General features: G+C 46.3%; 15 protein-coding genes. 8 read left to right on the forward strand and 7 right to left on the reverse strand.

Features of this window, described 5'->3' with window-relative positions:
* On the reverse strand, positions 1–294 hold a 294-nt coding region (locus QUA38_RS03300; protein ID WP_333159163.1), incomplete at its 3' end, for a hypothetical protein.
* On the opposite strand from QUA38_RS03300, the gene QUA38_RS03305 reads away from it, so the two are divergent.
* Together QUA38_RS03305 and QUA38_RS03310 are read left to right on the forward strand one after the other, a co-directional pair.
* A complete protein-coding gene (locus QUA38_RS03305; RefSeq protein WP_333159165.1) occupies positions 288–1,736 on the forward strand; it encodes a CHAT domain-containing protein in 1,449 nt (482 codons plus the stop codon). The two genes, QUA38_RS03300 and QUA38_RS03305, sit on opposite strands and share 7 nt — an antisense overlap.
* Before the next feature lie 244 nt (positions 1,737–1,980).
* Positions 1,981–6,204, forward strand: a complete 4,224-nt coding sequence (locus QUA38_RS03310; RefSeq protein ID WP_333159167.1) for a DUF4347 domain-containing protein — start codon at positions 1,981–1,983, stop codon at positions 6,202–6,204.
* 128 nt (positions 6,205–6,332) lie between these two features.
* On the opposite strand, the gene QUA38_RS03315 is transcribed toward QUA38_RS03310, so the two are convergent.
* From QUA38_RS03315 to yidD, 3 genes are all read right to left on the reverse strand, one after another.
* Complete coding sequence (locus QUA38_RS03315; RefSeq protein ID WP_333159169.1) at positions 6,333–11,702, reverse strand: AAA family ATPase; 5,370 nt, start codon at positions 11,700–11,702, stop codon at positions 6,333–6,335.
* A 1,091-nt stretch (positions 11,703–12,793) separates the two neighbouring features.
* Positions 12,794–13,186, reverse strand: coding sequence for a hypothetical protein (locus QUA38_RS03320; protein WP_333159171.1), 393 nt, complete (start codon positions 13,184–13,186; stop codon positions 12,794–12,796).
* Positions 13,187–13,337: 151 nt separating this feature from the next.
* Complete coding sequence (yidD, locus tag QUA38_RS03325; protein WP_333159174.1) at positions 13,338–13,811, reverse strand: membrane protein insertion efficiency factor YidD; 474 nt, start codon at positions 13,809–13,811, stop codon at positions 13,338–13,340.
* Positions 13,812–14,034: 223 nt separating this feature from the next.
* Between yidD and chlP the strand changes: the two genes are divergently transcribed.
* The gene (gene chlP / locus QUA38_RS03330; RefSeq protein WP_172186475.1) at positions 14,035–15,255 is read left to right on the forward strand and encodes a geranylgeranyl reductase; all 1,221 of its coding nucleotides are present in this window, start codon (positions 14,035–14,037) and stop codon (positions 15,253–15,255) included.
* Between the two features lie 116 nt (positions 15,256–15,371).
* Here chlP and QUA38_RS03335 read toward each other — a convergent pair whose 3' ends face one another.
* Complete coding sequence (locus QUA38_RS03335) at positions 15,372–15,914, reverse strand: Dps family protein (protein WP_333096123.1); 543 nt, start codon at positions 15,912–15,914, stop codon at positions 15,372–15,374.
* Positions 15,915–16,269: 355 nt separating this feature from the next.
* Here QUA38_RS03335 and QUA38_RS03340 point away from each other — a divergent pair, with 355 nt between their 5' ends.
* The 3 genes from QUA38_RS03340 (at position 16,270) to QUA38_RS03350 (ending at position 18,840) form a co-directional block, all read left to right on the forward strand.
* Positions 16,270–16,515 carry an Asr1405/Asl0597 family protein gene (locus QUA38_RS03340; protein WP_333066856.1) on the forward strand — a complete coding sequence of 82 codons (246 nt, stop codon included), beginning with the start codon at positions 16,270–16,272 and terminating at the stop codon, positions 16,513–16,515.
* Positions 16,516–16,588: 73 nt separating this feature from the next.
* Positions 16,589–17,251, forward strand: coding sequence for a (2Fe-2S) ferredoxin domain-containing protein (locus QUA38_RS03345; RefSeq protein WP_333096122.1), 663 nt, complete (start codon positions 16,589–16,591; stop codon positions 17,249–17,251).
* Positions 17,252–17,508: 257 nt separating this feature from the next.
* On the forward strand, positions 17,509–18,840 hold the full coding sequence (locus tag QUA38_RS03350; RefSeq protein ID WP_333096121.1) for a hypothetical protein: 1,332 nt from the start codon (positions 17,509–17,511) through the stop codon (positions 18,838–18,840).
* Positions 18,841–18,878: 38 nt separating this feature from the next.
* Here QUA38_RS03350 and QUA38_RS03355 read toward each other — a convergent pair whose 3' ends face one another.
* Positions 18,879–20,999, reverse strand: coding sequence for a flavin-dependent dehydrogenase (locus QUA38_RS03355; RefSeq protein ID WP_333096120.1), 2,121 nt, complete (start codon positions 20,997–20,999; stop codon positions 18,879–18,881).
* Between the two features lie 193 nt (positions 21,000–21,192).
* On the opposite strand from QUA38_RS03355, the gene QUA38_RS03360 reads away from it, so the two are divergent.
* Complete coding sequence (locus QUA38_RS03360) at positions 21,193–21,426, forward strand: hypothetical protein (protein WP_333159177.1); 234 nt, start codon at positions 21,193–21,195, stop codon at positions 21,424–21,426.
* A gap of 46 nt (positions 21,427–21,472) precedes the next feature.
* Complete coding sequence (locus QUA38_RS03365; RefSeq protein WP_333159179.1) at positions 21,473–22,036, forward strand: Uma2 family endonuclease; 564 nt, start codon at positions 21,473–21,475, stop codon at positions 22,034–22,036.
* A gap of 77 nt (positions 22,037–22,113) precedes the next feature.
* On the opposite strand, the gene QUA38_RS03370 is transcribed toward QUA38_RS03365, so the two are convergent.
* Positions 22,114–23,193, reverse strand: a complete 1,080-nt coding sequence (locus QUA38_RS03370) for a M23 family metallopeptidase (protein ID WP_333159181.1) — start codon at positions 23,191–23,193, stop codon at positions 22,114–22,116.
* Between the last annotated feature and the right edge of the window lie 56 nt (positions 23,194–23,249).

Raw genomic sequence — 23,249 nt, forward strand, 5'->3', positions numbered from 1 at the left:
CGCCATCTTTAATACCACAACCAACGCCATCACCTGCGCCATCTTTAATACCACAACCAACGCCATCACCTGCGCCATCTTTAATACCACAACCAACGCCATCACCTGCGCCATCTTTAATACCACAACCAACGCCATCACCTGCGCCATCTTTAATACCACAACCAACGCCATCACCTGCGCCATCTTTAATACCACAACCAACGCCATCACCTGCGCCAATTCCACAAGCAATACCGTCTCCGATATTGCTTGTGCCCTCCATTGCGCCTGAAGTGCTAGCCCCGATGCCATTACCTGCTCCGACACCAACTTTATCTCCGTCTCTTGATGCCACCTTCCCTTTACCGGATATTTCAATTACCAATGCGATCGCCCAATCTGGCAACCTGAATAGCATTAATAGAATTGAATCTCTTTTTAACTACAGATCCGATTGGGTAAGCGAAGTTGTCCAAACGGCATCGCCTATAAGTAGAATTAGCCCCAGCGATATCACACGCCTAATCGATAGAGGTGATATCCCACAAGCCAGTTTCTTTATTGATATCTTCTACAGTGAACAAGTTGGATCATACATTAACCAGCAAATCAGGCGGGATTTGCAATCTTTTACGGCCATACAGCAAAGAATTAGAGCGATCGCTAGCCAAACTGGTAAAAAACCAGCCATTATCTACACTTTAGCTCGCCCTGAACAATTAGACCTGATCATCGTTCCCCCTACAGGCATCCCAATTCACAAAAGCATCCCCGCCGCCCGGCGCGAAACTCTGATGCAAGTCGCCACCAATTTCAGATCGGAACTCCTTAATCCCAGAAACATCAATACTGAGAGATATTTGCCAGCATCCCAACAACTTTACCAGTGGATAATTGCTCCCTTGGAAGCTGATTTGAAAGCTGAGGGCATCGACACCCTAGTTTTTAGTATGGATGCGGGGTTGCGATCGCTCCCCTTAGCGGCCCTCAATGACGGTTCTCAATTTCTAGTAGAAAAATACAGCATCGGACTCATTCCCAGTGTCAACTTAACCGATACTAGCTATGAAAGTGTTAAAAATGCTGAAGTTTTAGCAATGGGAGCCTCACAATTTACGAATAACGAACCCTTGCTAGCAGTGCCTGCAGAACTTAATGCTATTGCCTCCGAATGGAAAGGCGAATCTTTCCTCAACCAAACCTTTACTCTCAATAATCTGAGGTCGCAACGCACCGCCCAAGCCTTTCGGATTATTCACCTCGCTACTCACGGATACTTTAAGTCAGGATCACCGAGCAATTCTTACATTCAGTTATCAGATAGCAGGCTAACACTCGATCGCGTGCGCGAACTAGGGTGGAATCAGCCACCTAAAGTTGAGCTATTGGTGTTGAGCGCTTGTAAAACTGCTGTGGGTGATGACGACACCGAATTAGGTTTTGCGGGGTTAGCTGTGCAAGCGGGGGTGAAGTCCGTTTTGGCGAGTCTTTGGTCTGTCAGCGATGAAGGTACTTTAGGGTTAATGGCTGAATTTTACCATCACTTGAAAGTTGCGCCGATTAAAGCTGAAGCTTTGCGACAGGCTCAAATTGCTATGATCAAAGGTCAAGTTCGCATTGAAAATGGTCGTTTAATTTTGTCAAACTCAAATAAGGATTTAGAATTGCCGCCAGAATTAGCTAAACTGGGTAATGAAAATCTCTCCCATCCTTATTATTGGTCGGGATTTACCATGATTGGGAGTCCTTGGTAATGTCATTTTGAGGGAAGCGAAGCAATCCCCACACCTGGCGATTGCTTCCTTCTTCGCAATGACATAAAATTGCTTTCTGCCTCCTAATGACATAGTAGTAAGTGCGTAAAAACTAACAAAGTCATTGCAAGAGAAGCGAAGCAATCGCAATGACTTTAGGCGTGACTCGTAATCAGATTCTAGTAACTGCATAAGTGCTATTTGACTGATACATATAAACTTTGAAAAGTAAAGATGTTGCATAATGATACAGCAAAAATTGGTTTCAAATCTAGTTTTTATTGACCCAAATATTGAAAATTACCAGAGTTTAATTAGCGGTCTTTCTCCAAATGTTGAAGTAATTATCCTAAATGAAACGCGGGATGGCATTGAGCAAATTACCGAAAGGCTATCAATTGAACAAAATATAGAAGCAATACATATTATCTCTCACGGTAGTCCAGGTGCGGTACAACTCTGTGCAAATACACTCAATAGCAGCAATATAGAAAGTTTCGCCCCTCAACTCAAACAGTGGCGCAAAGCATTAACAAATGGTGCTGATATTCTCCTTTATGGGTGTAATGTTGCCGCCGATGTATCGGTGAAAATTGACAGCCCCGACATCTCCCATATTCCCCACATCCGCCAGGGGTTAAAACCCCTGCCTCATAGCTTAAGTTGGTTGAAACCGACTGAAGACAATCAAGACAATTCATTTATTCAGTCCTCGATCGAGGACTTTCGCGATCGGACGTGGGTCTTAACCTCCGGGGAGACTGGTGTTAAACCGACTGGTGTTAAGCCCACAAAACCTAACCAATTCCTCCAACGCCTGAGTGAATTAACTGGTGCTGACATCGCCGCCTCTGCCAACCTTACTGGCAATGCCGCACTGGGTGGAAACTGGGAACTAGAAGTACAAATCGGTAAAATTGACGCGCCTCTAGCCTTCACTGAAGCTGCAAGACTTGATTACGCATCACTCTTGGCGGCGGGTGACTTAGATCCCACATTCGGGACTGGTGGTAAAGTCACGACTGATTTTAACGTAAACGAGGACGTTGGCTATGCCCTATTCATCCAGCCTGACGGCAAATTTGTTTTGGCAGGGCGTACTAACAATGGCAGCAATTATGACTTGGCCCTAGCCCGCTACAATACCAACGGCACACTTGATACCAACTTCAACGGCACTGGCAAAGTCACTACAGATTTTAATAGCAACTCAATAAACGACGAAGGCAAGGCCGTCTTTATCCAGAGTGATGGCAAAATTGTCGTGGCAGGGTCTGCCTATAATGGCAGCAACTTTGACTTTGCTGTAGTCCGCTACAACGCTGACGGCACACTCGATAACACCTTTGATAATGATGGCAAAGTCACTACTGATTTTAACGGAGGTCGTGACGAAGGTCAGGCCGTCTTCATCCAGAGTGACGGCAAAATTGTTGTGGCGGGGAATGCCATTAATGGCACTTATTATGACTTTGCCCTAGTCCGCTACAATGCTGACGGCACACTCGATAACACCTTTGATAATGATGGCAAAATCACTACTGATTTTAACGGCCAAAACGACTATGGGAATGCCGTATTCATCCAGCCTGACAACAAAATTGTCGTAGCAGGGTATGTCTTTAATGGCGTCGCCTATAGTGATTTTGCCCTAGCTCGCTACAACGCTGACGGCACACTCGATAACACCTTTGATAATGATGGCAAAGTCACTACTGATTTTAACGGCAATATCAACGATGGCAATGCCCTCTCGATCCAGAGTGACGGTAAAATTGTTGTGGCGGGGTCGTCTCCCATAGCCCGCTACAACGCTGACGGCACACTCGATATCAGCTTCGGTACTGGCGGCACTGCCACCTTCATCCAAAGCGATGGCAAAATAATCGTGGCCGGCGCCAATTTAGACTTTACCGTAACCCGCTACAATTCTAACGGCAGTTTCGATACGAGCTTCAACGGCACTGGCACAGTTACTACAGATTTTAATGGCTTCAGTGGCATAGGCTATGCCACCTCCATTCAGAGTGACGGCAAAATCGTTGTGGCGGGGGCTGCTTATAATGGCAGTGATTATGACTTTGCCCTAGCCCGCTACGGCGCTCCCGATATTGCCATCACTTCACCTACAATTGCCACCGCTAACATTGCCTCCGGTACTCTCAAGCAGCCGCTATATCAATTAAATTTAGCCGTAACGGGTGTTAATACCCAATTCACCGGTTTAACTGCTACCACTGGTGGTACTTATCAAACTTCTGACATTGCTACCAATGGCTTCAAACTCTGGTATTCCAGTGATAATCTCTTGGATGCCAGCGATACTGTTTTGAAAACTCTGCCACCTGTCGCTACTGGTAGCAACTTAGCTTTTACAGGACTTTCTCAACCTATCAATGCTGGCACAACAGGCTATTTATTCCTAACAGCCGACATAGCAACTGGTGCGACTGATGGAAATACAATTAACATTCTTCCACCCACTTTAGCCAACATTACTTTTACAGAGGGAAACAAAAGTGGAACGCCGACAGCTAGCGGGTTACAGACTATTGTTACTCCTCCTACGGTAACATCCATCGTTCGCGCTAACCCCAATCCCACTAATTTATCTAGCCTGAATTACACCGTAACTTTTAATAAGACTGTAACGGGAGTTGACAGCGGAGATTTTGCTCTTGTAGCTACAGGCATCACTGGTGCAAGCATAGCTGGAGTCACAGGTAGCGGCAATACTTATACTGTCAGCGTCAATGCGGGTACTGGCAGCGGTACTTTAGGGTTAAATTTAGTAGATGATGACAGCATTAATACCTCTGGCATACCGCTGGGCGGTACTGGTACTGCCAATGGCAATTTGACAGGAGAAGTTTACAGCATCGATCAAACATTGCCAACTGCTAGTGTCACTCCTATTGCTGATATTACGACAGCAGGCGGTACAACGCAGACTTTTACTGTTACTTTCAGCGACAATACTGCCATAGATGTTAGCAGTTTGGATAGTTCGGACTTTCTAGTAAATTGGTCAGGTGGTACAATTCCGGCTGCATTTGTCAGCGTCGATACTAACAGTAACGGTACCACTCGCACGGCAACTTATTCGCTGACTCCGCCTGGGGGAAGTTGGGATGATACAGATAATGGCAGTTACGCTGTTAATTTGCAAGCATCGCAAGTAAAAGATACTTTTGGCAATCAAGTTGTAGCTAGCAACTTAGGCAGTTTTACTGTTGACATTGCCACGCCCACGCCCACACCGACTCCAATACCGACTCCGACTCCAATACCAACTCCCACGCCCACACCGACTCCAATACCGACTCCGACTCCAATACCAACTCCAATACCGACTCCGACTCCAATACCGACTCCAATACCGACTCCGACTCCGACTCCAATACCGACTCCGACTCCAATACCGACTCCGACTCCGACTCCAATACCGACTCCGACTCCGACTCCAATACCGACTCCGACTCCAATACCGACTCCGACTCCAGGTACTCCCGCTGTCATTTTCATTCAATCACTTGGCAGTACCGACGTACTCGAAAGCTTGGGCAGCGATATATACAAAGTTCGACTAAATACTCAGCCAACTGCTAATGTCACCGTCGCCATTACCCCTGGAACTCAAGTTACTGTCAGCCTACGGGCCCTTACTTTTACTCCCGCCAATTGGAATGTCGCTCAAACGGTAACGGTGAAGGCTGTTGACGATGCGGTTGTTGAGGGCGATCGTCTAAGTTCAATTAGCCATGCCACTACCAGCCTTGACACACAGTATAATAATCTCGTCGCCCCTCTCACAGTCAATATCAGCGATAACGATAACTTAGGCGATGTCACAACCTTGTTGAAAAAGTCAGTAATCGGTTTGACACAGAAGGACGATCGCATCACAGGATCGGCATTAAACGACATTATCCACGCACGCCCCGGCAATGACTATCTTCATGGCAAAGCAGGAGATGACTTGCTTTACGGACAAAAAGGGGATGACGGTATCAGCGGCGGTGATGGCAATGACATTATTTTTGGCGGCCAAGGGATTGATTTTATTCAGGGTAACGGCGGTACTGACTTGATTTACTCAGGTAAGGAAAACGATCGCATTTACAGCGGCGATGGCGACGATATAGTATTTGGCGATGGGGGCAATGATTACTTATTTGGAGAAATGGGTGCCGACACTCTTACAGGCGGATTAGGTTTTGATGTGTTTGCGATCGCGATCGGCACTGGTGGAACAGACTTAGCCACCGCCGAAGTCATTAATGATTTCACCCTCAATCAAGACAAAATTGATTTAATTAGCCCCCTGGCTTTTAGCCAGTTAAATATTTTTCAAGGAACAGGCGCTTTTGTTAGCGATACTATAATTCAGTATCAGGTAACAGGGGAATATTTAGCTATATTGAAAGGAGTTACTGCCAGCAGTATAGTTGAGGGAGTAACTTTGTAGACTTCGTAGGTTGTTGCGCTTTAGCGCTTTAGCGCAACCACATACCTACCCGATTTCGATCGCCTAGTTTGTAGGGTGTCTCAGCAGTCGATCTTACTTTTACTTTTATTTTCAGGTATAGCAACCGCTTAATTTAAATTATGTAGCCTGTCTTTGATTTTGGTGCGAGTCACCAATGCAGACTCACAGCGTTCCCAGTAAATTTTAGCAACGCGATCGCCCGGATTCTGACGCCAACACTCGGAAAACAGCCGCGCCGCTTCAAATAACTTCCCTTCCGAGTAAAGTGCCCTAGCTTCTGCAAACAATTCCAGCGTAGCTAACTTGGTCTGTTTAATTTCTGGCGGATCTGCATCAAACACCTCATAAATCGTCACAGCTTCGGATTTTCCCTTGACTTTTACCGTATCTAGAGTGCGGATTGTGTACTGAGATGGATTGTTCAGGCGCGCATAAGTTGGCTGAGTAATTAACAGCGAAACCCCGTAATTTTTTGTCAAACTTTCTACGCGAGAAGCTAAATTCACCGCATCGCTAATGACTGTCCCGTCCATGCGATTGGGTCCTCCCACAGTTCCCAGCATCAAAGAACCCGTATTAATCCCAATCCCAATCTGAATCGGCGCACAGCCAGCGTTAGCGCAGTATTCATTGTATTCAGCGAGACGGTGCAGCATAGCAATTCCCGCTTTCACCGCATTATCCGCCTCGCCGCTAAAGAGTGCCATAATCGCATCGCCAATATATTTGTCAATAAACCCCTTATTTTCATTGATAACGGGTTCCATGCGAGAAAGATAGGAATTTATAAATTTGAAATTATCCTCCGGCGTCATAGTTTCCGAAAGCGTGGTGAAGTCGCGAATATCGGAAAATAGTACCGACATTTCTAACTGCACTTGGTCGCCCAATTCCACATCAATGATGCTTGATTTCTCTAGAAACTGGAGAAATTGATGGGGGATGAAGCGCTCGTAAGCTTTGTTGAGTTGAGCCAGCCTGCTTTCATTTTCGCGTACTTCTGTATAAAGCTTAGAATTTTGAATCGAGATCGCCGCTTGTCCAGATAAAACTTTTAATATTTCCACTCTTTCTGGGGTAAAAGCTCCCGCTGTCAAGTTATTTTCTAGGTAAACAATACTGACGATTTGAGATTGATTAATCAGCGGCACACATAAAATTGATTTGGGCTGATGCTTTCGGATGTGGCGGTCGTTGGTAAATTGTCCCGATCGAGCAGCATCATCTAGTACCACGCTTTCTTGAGTGCGGCTCACATAATTGACAATTGCGGAGGAAAGTTCTTGACAGGTTTCAACGGGAATTGACTGTAACACGGTGACGAGTTCGTCATCGATTGTTCCTTCAGCTTCAATGAACAGTTGTCCCTGGCTTAATAAAATCAGATAGCCTCGTTGCGCCCCTGCATTTTCTATCAAAATTTTCATCAAGCTAGACAGTAGCTTATCTAGCATAATTTCTCCAGAAATCGCATGAGAAGCCTTCATAACTGCACTGATATCTAAGTGATTCCCCGAACCAGTCGTTGTCATTGCTACGGTAGTTTGAGTGTTTTTCCTTCCCGGTTGAGTTACCGCGAATAATTGGGGATATCGCGTTTCTAAATCCGTTACTTTAGCCGTAGCTCCCCATTCAACATAACAATAATACGCCTCAAATATGTAGGATTGAGCAACTTTTGTTTTGCCCCATTCCGAGTAGAATTTGGCTGCTAGTTCGTTAGTTAGAGCTTCGTCATTAACATATTTGTTTTCTTTTGCTCCAGAAATTGCGCGATCGTACATTTCAATCGCCTCGGCTTTATTGCCCAACACCCGTTGCCGTTCTGCTTCCACTAAATACCATTTATGCAGATAATTCATGGGAGCATTTTGCGCCCACTGTTGCAGCGTGCTTTGATGGGTTTCCACTAAGGAAATAATTTCAGTTTGCTCAATTGCTGGCTGTGCGGGAAAAAGTGCCAGGTGCGTCAGGGCGGCATAAAAATGAAAAATTGGAACAAAAGCCGATCCAGATACTCCCATCAAATACTGTTTGACTTGGGAAATGTGGTCGAGGGCAGCCTTATAATTGCCATAGCAGTAAGCAAGCAGCAGTTTGAAGATGCAGGCACAGGCGATCGCCGTGAATTCATTATCCTCATAGTGCTTGGGAATCATCAGCGTTTCATCGTAGGCAGAGCCTATTAACAAATCCGGCCGAATACGGGTTTCCCTTAAGTTTTGCACCGTCTGCTGAATCATATCCAAATAAACCCGAGCAGAATATTGTTTCAACTGCGCCATGACAGCCCTGTAACTTGCTATTTCTGGTTCCCAAGTGTCTAGTTCTACCCCAGCGAATAAATAAGTATAAAAGCAAATATATATGTTGTAGCCAGCGTTTACAAAGTCCCCTGTTTCCATGCCCAACCTATAGCCCTCTTTCAGCGTCGGTATCGTTGCCAAAAGAGATTCTTGGCGATGCTGAATCCAGCCACCAAACAAAAGTAGAACTGTGGACTTGAATTCGGGCACATTCAACCGATCGAGCAATGAAAGTGCCAATTGCCCAAAGCCATAGCCCGTTTCCACCTCTTGTAAAAAGGCACAGAAAACCATCCCGTGCATCGCATAACCCACTGTCGAGGCGGGTGCATTCCCAAAGGAGAGCGATAAACTCACCATCGTTGAGCTAAGCAGGGGCAGCAAACCGGGCATTCCCTGGAAAATGGGTGGAAACAACATACCAGACAGTTGCATAGCTGCCTGAGTCTGTGGATTTGTCATCACAGATAGGTCAACCAATTCCTCAATCTTTCTGCCGCTTAGTTGGGCCGCAAGGGCTTGTAGCGCTTTGCCAATCTTTGCTTGATCGGGTTCGGCAGGAAGTTCAATCCCCAATTGTAAGAGTGCGTCTCTTGCTACTGCGATCGTTTCTAACACCTTGCTCTGAGCTGTCTGAGCGGCAATTTTAATTTCGTAAATTTTAACTCGATCTAAAAATGTTTGGGCTTCTTGCAAAACCAGTGCTGCCATCTGTTCCATACCGTCAAAGTCACCATTCAAATAGGCAATTTCAGCAGAAGCAACATAAAGATTTAGCGCCAATTCATATTGAGTTTGCCAGCATTGAGGTGTCAGTAGCTCAATTCCCGTTTGTAGATAGATATTTGCTGCAGCGTAGGCGGTAGAATTTCTGGCCTTACGTCCAGCTTCTAAGTTGAGTTGGGCTAAGGCTGAGCGTTCACTTAATTGATTGATTAACTCAATTCCTTGATTTAAATGCCCCACAATATCAAATATTTTTTCTTCTGTTTCTATCTCGGAAGAACTTTGTAGCAGTAGCTGTCCAATTTTCAGATGAGTGGCTTGTTTTTGGTCGTCGGGAATCAATGAATAAGCCGCTTGCTGGACCCGATCGTGCAGGAACTTATAAGTGGGATTAGCAACAGACTGATTCGGGGATTGACCATCTGCTTGAATGAAGTTATAGCCTTCTGAAATCACTAAAATTAGTCCTTCTTGCAAGGCTTTCCACAGCGCTGATTCCGTTTGTTCTGGTAATTCTTCGCTGACTATTGCCACTGTCTCTAAATCAAATTGCGCCCCAATGCAAGCCGCCAACTTGAGAACATCCTGAGTTTTGGCAGGCAACTTCTGCAATTGCCCCGCCATAAACTCCACCACATCCGAGGCGTCGGCAAATGTAACTTGATTAATATCGCACTGCCACCCCCCTTTACTGCCCCCCTTACTAAGAGGGGATTGAGGGGGGTTAAAAATAATTTGACCATCTTCATGCAACGCCTTGAGGAATTGAGTAGAGAAAAAGGGATTACCTTGGGTTTTTTGATAAACCAATTCTGTCAGGGGCCCGGCTAAAGATAAATCGCAAATCAGCGTATCTGCTACCAACTGATTGAGATCTGCTAAACTCAACGGTTGCAAGGTAATAGTATTCACGACTGCCCCAGACTTCACAATCTCATCCACAGTCAACATAAACGGATGAGCCGGTGATACCTCATTATCCCGATAAGCACCCAATACTAACAGATGCCCCGTATCCTCCATCAACAGTTGTAGCAATTTCAGCGATGCCGAATCTGCCCACTGCAAATCGTCCAAAAACATCACTAAGGGATGTTCTGCTTGGGTAAATACTTGCACAAATTTCTGCATCAGCAGATTGAAGCGATTTTGGGCGGCACTCCCCGACAATTCTAGTGCAGGACTTTGAGGACCAATGATGTGTTCTAATTCAGGAATTACGTCAATCAAAACTTGCCCACTCTCGCCTACTGCGGTGAGAATCAGGGTTTTCCATCTGTGTAACTGAGCGTCACTTTCTGATAATAATTGTCCCATCAATTCCCGAAATGCTTGCACAAATGCACTGAAAGGAATATTGCGTTGAAATTGGTCGTATTTGCCTTTGATGAAATAGCCACGCTGTCGGGCGATCGGCTTATGGACTTCGTTCACTACTGCGGTTTTACCAATTCCAGATAAGCCAGCGACTAGCATCATTTCGGCACTAGCATTACGAACTCTTTCAAAGGCTGCTAATAGATTATAAACTTCAGTTTCTCTGCCGTATAACTTTTCGGGAATCAGGAAATGGTCTGTAAGATCCAGCGTTCCCAAGTCAAATTCTTCTATGCTATCTGTTTCTTGTAATTGAACCAGACACATTTCTAAGTCCTGCTTAATACCCAATGCAGTTTGATAGCGATTTTCGGCATTCTTCGCCATCAATTTACTGACAATTTGCGAGACAACTAGGGGAATTTCTGGCTCGATTTCGTGCGGGGGAACTGGTTGTCTGGCAATGTGGCAGTGAACTAGCTCTAAAGCGTCTTCTGTCTCAAAAGGCAGTTTTCCTGTCAGTAATTCGTAGAAGGTGACGCCAAGGGAGTAAAAGTCAGTGCGGTAGTCGATAGAGCGATTCATCCTACCAGTTTGTTCCGGAGAGATGTAAGCGAGAGTTCCTTCTAAAACGTTGGGATTTTTCAGGGTTGGCATTTCTCGCGTTAGCTGAGTGGAAATGCCAAAGTCGATAATTTTGAGCTGTCCCGTTTCCGGGTTATAAACAATATTTGAGGGGTTAATATCTTTGTGGATGATATTGGCGCTGTGAATTTGTCCTAAAGTTTCAGTGGCAGCGATCGCCAGGAGCAGAAATTCCTTTAGACTAAACTTTCGCTGCTGCATCCATATTTTCAAGGATTCCCCGCCAAAGTCCTCCACAAAAATCACGAGGCTGTTTTGGTATTTTTGCAAGTCATAAACTTGCACGACTCCCGCCTCTTTCAGCTCTCGGGTGATTCGGTATTCGGTGCGGTAGCGCAGCAATTCTTGAGGTGTGGGGTAGCTTTCTTTGAGCAGTTTGAGGATGAGCGGTTGGTGATCCGCTTCCCGAAGAGCCCGGTAAACCAGAGAGTTGGCACTTTCGTAAAGCAGCTTCTGGACGGCAATGCCTGGAATGGACAGCATATTTATTTTTTGGGTAAAAATTAATGCGAAGTCAAAACACACCGGGTTCGTTGTGTCGAGAATAGCGCTTTAGAAAGGAACAAATTATGTTTTTATAACACAATCTTAGTTTTTCGGCAGCGAAGTGGCTTTCAGGTGGTCTGGCAGAGTAAAGGTAAGGAGTTAGAATGCGACGTATTTAAGCCTTGTTAATTCTCAACTCCATGAATTCTCGCCGTTTCGGTTCTCCAAACATCATTAAAAATTTTCTCACCCCCAGCGCTAAGCAAAACTTTAAATGTATATATTGTCACAGGCAGTTTGTTTAAAACCCCGCACATCAAAGGATTTCAGAAGAAACAAAAAAATTGAGAGATCGGCTTTTATTAGAAAAAATATCTTGAGTCGCGATTGTCAAAGTCACGAGGGTGTCCCCCCGCTGGTTCTAATACTATGTGTTTTTCAACAATTAGCATCAGTCCCCCGGAAAGTTCAAGTAAAGTCAAAAAATTAAGGCAAGCTAACGATCCAACACGATCAAATGTAGTCGTTTGTAAGCAATAAGGGGAACAAGCAGTGGAAAGAGCTGCCAATAGATGCCTTAACCAAAGAAATTCTAGCGGTTTATAGCAATCCTACATGAGTTGTAAATTTTTTACCCCAGCCCACCCAACCATCCCCTTACTAAGGGAATGGAGTAAGAAATTCACAAATGATTTAGGATGGCTATATGTAGGAAGTCTAGTTGAAATGGGTGCTAAAGGTTTGTCAGATTCAGTCCCAGTAGTTGAGAGACGATGTGCTGTCTATTATACAGATTTTTTGGTCGCATATAAAAAAGTTTTGCCTCGCCAGCGACACAAATCTGTCGGGAAAGATACGGGCAAAACTTCTGATCTTTAAAGATGCAAGAACTCCCTGATGTACAGGATATCTCGCTATTGTTGTAAGAAAGAGCCTTTCCTAATCTAAAAAGCTCTCAAATCATGTGGGAGCTTTGTGGTATTTTATTCATCAATACAACGCTTCTTTATCCCTAAAAGGATTGAGAATTTTTCCTTGCTATGCAGGACTACCAGACTTTGTTCTCAGGATTTTGGAGAGTCATTTATCTACCTCCGCTTACCCTTCCCCGCTACAAACTCCCGCAGTCGCAGTAAACTAGCGGTTTGCCCCAAATTCAGTGGCAGCAGCGACACCCCCTCCAACCGAGACTGCACCCAACCATCGCCCCAATACCACTCGTGAAATCCGTCAATTCCCTGACTCAATAACAGCCGCAGACAATGGTGCTCAACAATATCAACGTGATGCTGAACTGCCACGGGGCCTAGCCAACTTGTAAAGGTCAAACCTTGAGTAAATTCTTCCGGCAAACCGCTAGACAACTGCTGTGGCCACAGCCACTGCTGCAATTGACTTGGACGCAACAAGCTGTCTCTAATCGCTGTTTCGGAAGCTTCAAGCTCAATCCGCAGGTTGCTTTGTTGAAAATTACCGAGCATAGCAATTTGAAATTTTATATAGGAACTTTACGTAACTTAAATGTAACTTATTGCACCGCGTTCGATCGACAATCGCGATCGCACCCTTTAAAAATTCCCCTACATTTAGTAAAAAAAATTTACCTCTTTGGAGAGCGGTTGGGGAGTAAAACTAGAAACAACTGCCACAATCCCCGCTGCCACAATCGAGTCCTGAACAATCCGCGCCACTACAATCGATCCCCGAAAAACATTCCCAGATTCCACAATCTAGCCCTTCAATACAGTAATTTTCACCCTGAGAGCTTCTGCGAGGAGCTTCCCCCTGAGATTTTGGTCGATCGGATTTTGGTTCATCGTTACCCTCGAAATTGGAGTCTTCACTGCCAGATTCACTGCTAAACCGGGCTTTCAAGATTCGATTCGCGCGCTTGCAAGCTACAAACCGGCGGCGCGATGCTTTGATCGCCCCAAACAAACCCAATTTGGCGATCGCGCCCTTGATATATTGCGAGCAAGACTCCCCCCCGTACAGCACTCGGTGGGCGCAAGAAAACCCTTTTCTCGGCGAGATGTGTTTCTGGTATCCGCTAATAGAAGCTACAGCTAAGTGTTGGAGGGCTGCATCAAAGATAGGCGTTTGCATAGGTTTCCCATACGTTAGATATTTCCTTCCTGCTAAAAACTACAACCAACAGCTCAACAATTCCCTGCGCCCGAACCATCGCCCGAAACCCGATTTTCGTATCGAACTGTTAAGCTCTGTTTCATTTCATTGAAATCTCCCCTGCTTCACGCCACCGAATCCAAAGTCCGTGATACCATCACACCTGAGTAATGCCTATAGAAAAAAACTGGAGAGAAAAGCTTTGACACTAAGGGTTGCAGTAGTAGGTTCAGGCCCTGCGGGTTCTTCCGCCGCCGAAACATTGGTAAAAGCAGGAATCGAAACATACCTATTCGAGCGTAAATTAGACAACGCGAAACCCTGCGGTGGGGCGATTCCCCTGTGCATGGTCAGCGAATTTGACTTGCCACAAAGTATTATTGACCGCCAAGTCAGAAAAATGAAAATGATCTCCCCCTCCAACGTCGAGGTGGACATCAATATTGAAAACGCACACGAATACATCGGTATGTGCCGCCGCGAAGTGCTCGATGGCTTCATGCGCGATCGCGCCGCTTCCTTGGGTGCAAAACTGATTAACGGCACCGTTCACAAATTAGAAATTCCCGGCAACAATACAGACCCCTATACTCTCCACTATGCCGACCACTCCGACGGCAGCGCAATGGGAATTCAGAAAACTCTGAAGGTGGATTTGGTAATCGGGGCTGACGGCGCTAACTCCCGCGTAGCAAAGGCGATCGACGCTGGTGATTACAATTATGCGATCGCCTTCCAAGAACGCATCCGCCTGCCGGAAGATAAAATGGCTTACTACCACGACTTAGCCGAAATGTACGTCGGCGATGACGTATCTACCGACTTCTACGCTTGGGTGTTCCCCAAATACGACCACGTAGCCGTCGGCACAGGCACGATGAAAGTCAATCAAGCCAGTATCAAAAAGCTGCAAGCAGGCATCCGCGCCCGCGCTGCCAAAAAATTGATGGGCGGTGAGATTATTAAAGTGGAAGCTCACCCTATCCCGGAACATCCGCGTCCTCGGCGGGTTGTCGGCCGAGTTGCTCTCGTAGGCGACGCTGCAGGTTACGTTACCAAGTCTTCCGGCGAAGGTATCTATTTTGCTGCCAAGTCTGGCCGGATGTGCGCCGAAACTATTGTGGAGATTTCCAATAAAGGCGCGCGCATTCCGACTGAAGAGGAAATTAAGATTTACCTAAAGCGGTGGGATAAAGCCTACGGCATTACTTACAAAGTTCTCGACATTTTGCAGCGCGTATTTTACCGTTCCGATGCTACTCGCGAAGCTTTTGTGGAAATGTGTGCCGATCGCGATGTGCAAAAGCTCACATTCGATAGCTATTTGTATAAAACCGTGGTACCGGCTAATCCCTTCATCCAGATGAAGATTACCGCCAAAACCATTGGTAGCTTGTTGCGCGGCAATGCTTTAGCGCCTTAATTCCCTCCGGACAAGCACACTTTGTATAAAAAAGCGGGCAGTTTTATGACTGCCCGCTTTTTTTTCGATCTAAGATAACGAACCCCAAATGCGCGAAGGAAGAGGAAGAAGAATTGTTAGTTCAAGTTCAACTGCACTAAGGTATCGGGGGCGAGGAAGTGAGAAATGTGATAAGCCCGTTCCTCGGTTTTCAGCAGGATTTTTTCGTAGAGGTAGCGCGTAGCTCGATCGCCCAAACTTTCTGCTTGTCCTGCTTGACGGCGCAGCAAAACTATAATAGCTTGTTCCGCTGTCAAATCGTGTTCTAGCATTTGGCGGCAGGAATATACGCCGTCGGCTTCCGGCTCAAAACAGCACAGTTCGGCTAACTTGCTAAAGCTAGCTGCCGGTATGCCGCCCAACCCATTTAACCGTTCGCCCAACTCGTGGACGCTATCTTGAGCTTCTCCGTAGCTTTCTTCAAAGAATTTGTGCAAGGAGTAAAATTCTGCCCCTTCCACCACAAAATGATGTTTTTGATATTGCAGGTATAGAGCCTGAAAACTGGCCAGCAGCGCGTTCATCCCTTCACAAATCGGTGCTGTGACTGAATGTTCCAGTAGAACTGGGTTTTCGGCTATGTGGCCAAACGGTCTCAATGCACTCTGAGTCTCAGCCATGTGTGTTCTCCTCTCAATAGGCAGTTTTGTTGCCAATAGAGTCAGTCTAGCACTGTAAATTTACCAGTCAAGCAGCGTCTGCCTCGATAGTGGAAGATTTTATAGAGTAGGAAATTTTTTTTCTAAACCTATTGAGAATTATTAGCAGTTGGGTTATGCTTTAAAAAGATCCTCGTTCTGAACGCTTCCTGAAAGTGGGGCGAACCTTCTGAAGGCAGAAGGCAGAGGGTAAAAGGCAAAATTTTTTAGGAAGGGCTGTTGATAATCCTTGAGGTTCTTCGGAAATCTAGCTTTGAACTTCTGCCCGCTATCAGTCAGGGTAAAAATTAATGCAAATTATTACTGTTGTCAAAAAATGAATCCAGCAGATCCAGAATTAGAAGTTTGTGACATTGTGCAAGTTAGTTGGCTAGATAGGTGGCAAGTTTACAAACGCTTGCAAGAACTAGAAATTCCCTGCTGGTGTGCGGTTGACCAACCTTTGCGGGCAAAAGTCAACACTGTCAAACAAGCTGCTCAGTTAAAGAGCGTGTTGAGGCAAGTCAGTGCCCCGAAGGGCGAACTCGTGCAGTGGCTGGAGTGCTGCTGGCAAAGGGGCTAAAGGAAATAGGAAGTTAGGTCAAGAGCAGCGTACAAGATGTAACGGATGTAACGGATTTAAAGGAGTTATAACAATGTATAAATCTGGCAAGCAAGTTTCCGAATTCAGTTTAGAGGGAGAAATCCTCGGCCTGATTATTGAAGATGGGTGTAAACTTAAATATTTGCGAATTAGTAGCGATCGCGGAGTAGAATATCTTGTTAAACTTTGCAAGGAATTGCGGTCATTTCTGTCACCTATTTTGACACCGGGGTTGAGAGTTCAAGTTGTAGGTGAGAAAGAACTCAATTTGAAAAACGGTAAAATAAAACTTAAAGCTCGCAGCCTCAAGCTGGCTCAGGGTAACAATGATCGATCGCACGAACTCCTTGACTCCACCAATGGGCCTGTTGCGGTATTGACATCCGACGATCGCGCGATCGGCAAAAGCGAATTCACCTCTCCCACAGCAGCTCAAACTGTAAAAGCTCCGGCAAAAACCCAAACCAAAATATTAGTATGTCAAAAATCAGACTGCCTGAAGCGGGGCGCTGGAGGAGTCTGTAAAGCTTTAGAAAATGCTTTGAATGCGCGCGGTTTAGAAGACAAAGTGACAGTACAGGGAACCGGATGTCTCAAACAGTGTAAAGCGGGCCCAAATATAGTTGTGATGCCGGACAAAACTCGCTACAGCCGCATTGCACCGGCAGAAGTTCCAGCAATTATTGACAAACATTGTGCAGTTGTTAAAGCTTAGGCGATCGCCGGGATACCGAAACAGTGCGTGAGAGATCGGGAAAAATTATTTTAATAGGACTCTGGGCGAAAAACTCACAGGCCCATCTTACGCCTTAATTTGAGTTCGGGTTGTAGTTCGATCGCGCCACTCGATTTAGAGGCTATTGTCCGAAAAAACAGAAAAAATGACAACAACTATCACTTAGGGGCTTCCTTCGGGAGAATATCTAAGGATAGACTGTATCTGAGACCCTGTGAGTATTGGGATAAAAAGCCATGTCAGAAGCTGATCTTCGAGCCCATCAGCACCAATCGCACCCTGCTGTTCCATCCGATACCGAACCATTGCAGTCAGATTTTGCTGCTACTGGGGGTTTTGAGCCGATCGCCCCCGATGCGACAGACACTCCGGCAACGGTTCCCCAACAGCCAGAAGAAGACTGGCAAACAGTAGATTTTCCCAACGCCATCAGCGTAGATGCAATTCCCACAAAACCGGAAACGAAAAATTCGCAATCTCCGACACAGCCTACTGAGGCGGGCTCGCCCCCGATTTCAGATAATCTAAAAAATATGCTTGGGAATGCCGAACAGGCCAAGGGCAAAGGATCAACCCCAGTCACCCTCATGCAAGCTCTGCACGAATGCAACCGCGACCTTTTGCAGCGGATCGCCCAGCTAGAAACAGCTCTCGAAGCGTCCCAAAAAACCTTGCAGAATCGCGAAGCTTTGCTAGAACAGCGGACTGCAGAACTCGAAAATACTCAAGAACAATTGACGCGGCTGTTTGGCAAAGTGGAAGTTTCCCATCAAACCCTTCAAAGTCAAGAAATTTTAGTCGAAACTTTAAGAAGTCAGTTGGCAACCAGCCAAGTCAGGCTAGCGACTGTTGAGCGAGAATGTGCGTCTACTGTGCAGCGCTACAACGAACAGTTACACCAGTTAGTAGCCACAGAAAATATTTGCAGGGAATTGCGAGCCCGTTTGCACCGCCAGCAGCGCCACACTCTGCAATTCAAAGCTGCTTTGGAAAGAAGCTTGGACAGGCCGCAGGTAAAGTCGCCGAGGATCGAGCCGCCTGACAATAATCTGGACACCGCCAGCGCACAATTAGAATCTTTGCTCGCGGCGGTCAAAAGCTCTCAGATGCCGGTGCCGCCAGCCTTCAACGCTTCCCCTGTCCAACCTTGGTCGGAACCAGAAGAGCTTCCAGAGGTAGCCGCTGCTGCCGAGGCGATCGAGCCTGAATCCCCAGCCCCTCTAGAACTCAACAAATTAGCCGAAGTATCCGGCATTCAATTGCAGAAGAGCGAAACCTACCAACCTGATGAGCCTGCAACTGACTCGGCCGAACCGGTTGCGGAACCTGAACTGCCGATGGCTGAGTCTGAACCGGAAACTGCTACCAAAGAGGAGGCCCAAGAATTGGCTAGGGCTTTTCAAATTTTGAACTCTGTTGAAACCTTTGGTATTCAAGAAGTGCGATCGAGTGTGGCAAAACCTACAGCAGTCGCCCAACCAGACTGGCTGAGCTTGATTGCCAGTCCGCTGCGGGCTTCTAAAAAACGTCGATCGCTAGCTGAAATTGAATTGCCGAGTTTTCGATAGCGAACTGAAGTTGCTAGTTTTGAGTCAACACTCAAAACTCAACACTCTTTTCTCCCCTTTCCCATGCCGTAGGTGAGAGCATAGCTGGTAGCCAACAGCCACAGCCAAACAGCAGGATACCGGGGTTCCAACCAAGGCTGTACCTTGCGGGCGAAGCTGGGAAGCCATCCGAATAGCAAACTGGCCAAAGCCAGCAGAGTAAAATTCAAGTAACTTCCCAGCCAGCGCCAAATATCCCCCAAGGTGACAAAATCTAAAATCCACAAAAGGAGAGAAGGGTTTTTTCCGGCTGCTTCGATCGCCAGTCGATTGAAAGTTAGCCAGTCAGTTCTGTCTTTAATAAAAGTTTCGGCTACGGCGAGTTTTTGTGCTGCCAAAATACCGAAAAAGGTATTGAGAATTGAATTAATTCTTTGGGGTGGCAAACTGCTCCCGGTAGGAACCATCATCCCTTTAGAAAATAGCCAAGTTACTGACACATTGCTCTGGTAGGCGCGAATTTGGTTTAAGTGATTTGCCGTCAACAAATTGTGCTTTAATGCTGTATCCAACAGGTCTGTTAAGCGAAAAAGATTGCGGACGAGGGAGCCGAAGCCGGTGAAAACAAGGGGAGATTGCAAGGATGCTGCGTCGCCGATCGAGATTAGGCGATCGATCGCCACGGAGCGATCGCCGCTGTTACTGCTAAAATGCCCAGGAATATAACCAAAGGTCGGTTTTTTCCACACTAATTTATCGACATCGCAGCGACGGTATTCCGGCAAAATTGCGAAAAAATCCTCGTACATTTCCAGCAAAGAACCGGGATTATCGGGATGTACTTGGTGGTAGTGAAATAGATAAACTGTTAATTCTGTGCCCGCGCCGGGAAACAACTCCCAAATGAGCTGGCGGCCACGGGAAATGTCCCCGTGAGTGTAGAGTACATCCCCGTAATCGGAATCCCATACTCCCGGCTCAAATCCTCCGTCGATGACTGCCCCCACTGTCGGACAAACGCTGTCAAAAGTCCGCCCTTCGTTCAATTGCCAAGCGATCGGAGAAGCAGAACCCATGGCATCCACCAACAGCCGTCCTAATGCAGTGCGATCGGCTTTGGTCGGCAAGTGGCGGCCTTGAACTACTACTTTTTCTGCTTCAACATCGGCTCTGATAAACTCAGTTTCGTCCCAGATTTCTCCACCAGCTTCTGTTAGCTTAACTCCCGCTAAATTCAGCAATTTCTCCCCGTCCAAAGCTACATTTAGTACCTTTGGTGTGTGCAGGACTGGCGCTTTAGCTACGGGTGGATTGTTAGCATCAAAAAACTTGTTGTAGCCATCTTTGTATTCTCGGGCAATCAAAGTTTCTATTTCTGCTGCAGTAAATAAACCCAAATCAATTAAGCTTTGAATTTCGTCCCGTGAAATATTCCACTCGCGATTCATTCGCCCGAAAGGCATTCGTTCAACTAGCAGCACCCGGTAGCCTAATCTCGCCATGACTGCGGCGTGAATCACTCCCAAGGCCCCGCCAATATAAATTAAGTCGTAAAAAGTATCGCCAGAATCAGACATCAAAATCGTGTCTTCTGCCTTCTTCCCTGTTCCCTGTTCCTTCAAAAACACTACTTGTTTTGGCTTTTGAGGATTGCTAGTGCCTTCACGCCAACGCTGTTCCCACCAGTAGACGCGCTTGAGGTCGTATTCGCCTTGAGGCATTTTTTGGAAGTATTTGACAGTGAGGGGGTAATAGGGGGCAAGAGCCTCAAAAATTGACTGTTTGGAGAGGTCTATGACAGGGGGTTCCCGGTAGCGATCGGGAAACTTGTTTCTCACAGCAAGATTCAGAGCTTCCAGGAACTTTTTTTCTCCCGCAGGCGCCTCTTCTACACGAAAGACTTTTAAATAAGTGGTGCGTTGCAGTGACCAGACAAAGGTGGAAAGTTCTGTCGATCGCCAATTTTGGTTTCCTGAATTGGTGTCAGCCAATGCGGGTTTTGGATTGGCCTTTTGAGTTCCAGACTTGAGAACCTCGGCTGTTGTGGCTGGTGAAAGCAGTCGAAAGCCGTCAGCAGTAATAATTTTTTCTCCGATTCCGGGATCGAATTCGTGCTGCAACCAAGTGCAGACGGCTGCTGTATCCGGTGTCGGGACTTCTAGATAAAGAATTTCTTGCATGATTAGGCTCTCAATTCTGAATAAATTAATAAAGATGGGGGAGTTGACAAGGGAGCAAAGTAGGCTATACTCCCGAATACTTATTGAGTTTTAAATAAGTTTACAATGTTCTCAGATTTTTAGGTTTTCGATTGCTCTTGCTCTCGGTTGGCCAGCAGTGGCTTAATATCTACTCCCTTTGGTATGCACTTCTATGAATTATCCCATTCCTACGAATCCTCAAGAAATGATTGCTTTGCGACAGCAGCCGCTGAATGAAGAATTGGTGGCGTCGGCGATCGCGGGTGTCATTCAAATAGCTCGATCGCGATCTCAGTCTTTGGATGAATTGAAGGCTGAGCTACTCGCCGACGACAATCTGCTGGATTTTGCTCAGAGGCTATGGCTGAGCGACATTGTTGCTCAAGCTTGGAACAATTTGCCTTAGACTAGACTGCTGCTAAAAGATCTACTTCATTAGAGGTGAAGTTAAAATGGTACAAACAAGATTAAAATCCTTAACTTTAGAAGAGTTTCTCCAACTACCCGAAACCAAACCTGCCAGCGAATACATTGACAATCAAATTATTCAGAAGCCAATGCCACAAGGGAAACACAGTGCGACTCAATGTGAACTAATTATTTTCATTAACGCTATATTAAAACCCAAAAAAGTTGCACGAGCATTTCCCGAACTCCGGTGTACCTTTGGCGGAAGGTCAACAGTGCCTGATATTTCAGTATTTGTCTGGAACAGAATTCCCGCCGATGATAACGGCGAAATTGCTAATGTCTTTCCCATAGCTCCTGATTGGACAATTGAGATTTTGTCGCCTGACCAAAGTCAAACTAAAGTTACTAAAAATATTCTGCACTGCTTAAATCATCAAACTCAAATGGGCTGGCTGATCGATCCCGACGAACAATGCGTTTTTGTTTATGTTCCCCAGCAACAGACAGCGGTATTTGATGAACCAGAAATGCTGCTACCGGTGCCGTCCTTCGCTAGCGAACTGCGGTTGAGTGTCGGAGAATTATTTGGGTGGCTGCTGAAATAACTTTCGGAAGAGTGTCCTATTTTTAATATTTTTTACTTTTCCCTACTGACAACAGTCAACAGTCAACAATCAACGGACTAACGCAACTCAACTTCTCGCTTGGCTTCTGCCAAAACTCGATCGCCCCGCATCAACCGATATTCGGCCCGCCAAACTCCGGGAGTCAGAGGAGAGTTTGTACTGTTTTTTTTGCCGACATAACCCAACCAAGTGCGGCTGGGGGCTTTAATTTCATTGGTCTGATCGGCGATGGTGGTGCCGTTGGGGGCTAATAATTTGTATTGTTCGCGATCGCCCTTGAGAACTCCGTAACTTTGCACCCAAAACAACAAAGCTGGACTGTTTGCAGAGAGTTGAGTCTCGGAAAATTGTCCTTCCCAGACAGCGTTGATATCGGGTGGCTTATTGGCAAAACCGGCCCGAATTAAACCTGTGGAAATATAGTCTAGAGGCTTGTCCCAAATGGGATTGCGGGCGATGTTGCAGCCTACCTTCGCGTCGGGCCCGACAAAGGGATCTACGGGTTTGCCTTGATACCGAAAAGTTACGTGTACGTGGGGGAAAGATGCCATCCCAGAGTTTCCCACCATGCCCAAAACTGTTCCTTTTTGTACCTGTGTACCGGGTTTAACGGCAACGCTGCCTTTGCGGAGGTGGCAGTATTGGGCTTCCCAACCACCGCCGTGGTCGATTACCATGCCGTTGCCGCATTCTGTGCCTGCGATGCTGGCTTTGTCTGTATCGTTCTGTAAACGCCGATCCACCACACCATCTCGTGCTCGCAAAACTTTGCCTGCAGCGGAGGCAATAACTGGAACTCCTTTTGCCATTGCTTTGGCGTCGGGAATGGCAAAATCTGTGCCGTCGTGGCCGTCGTAGGTTTGGCGCCCGCAGCCAAAATCGACGGCGGTGGGGCCGGGTTCTCGATCGAAATACAGCAATACAAAACAGTCTTTTCCTAGGGTACAGTCGATCGGCTTGCCGAATTGCGGGTTGTTGGGCTTTTGCGCGACTGCGGTCGAAACTAGACGCTGGGCGATCGTGTGGGCTTCCGCGATCGGGGCACTTACTCCGCTGTCATTAGCACAACTAGAAAGACTTGTCAACCCAAAGGTCAACAAAATTGCAGAAATGTATTTTTTTGATAGTATAGTCATTCGCCGGTTGGATGTACAAGCTGAGGTGGGTAGTGAAAAATCAATTAATGATTCAG

It is taken from the genome of Microcoleus sp. Pol12B4 (assembly GCF_036701385.1).
Lineage (GTDB): Bacteria > Cyanobacteriota > Cyanobacteriia > Cyanobacteriales > Microcoleaceae > Microcoleus.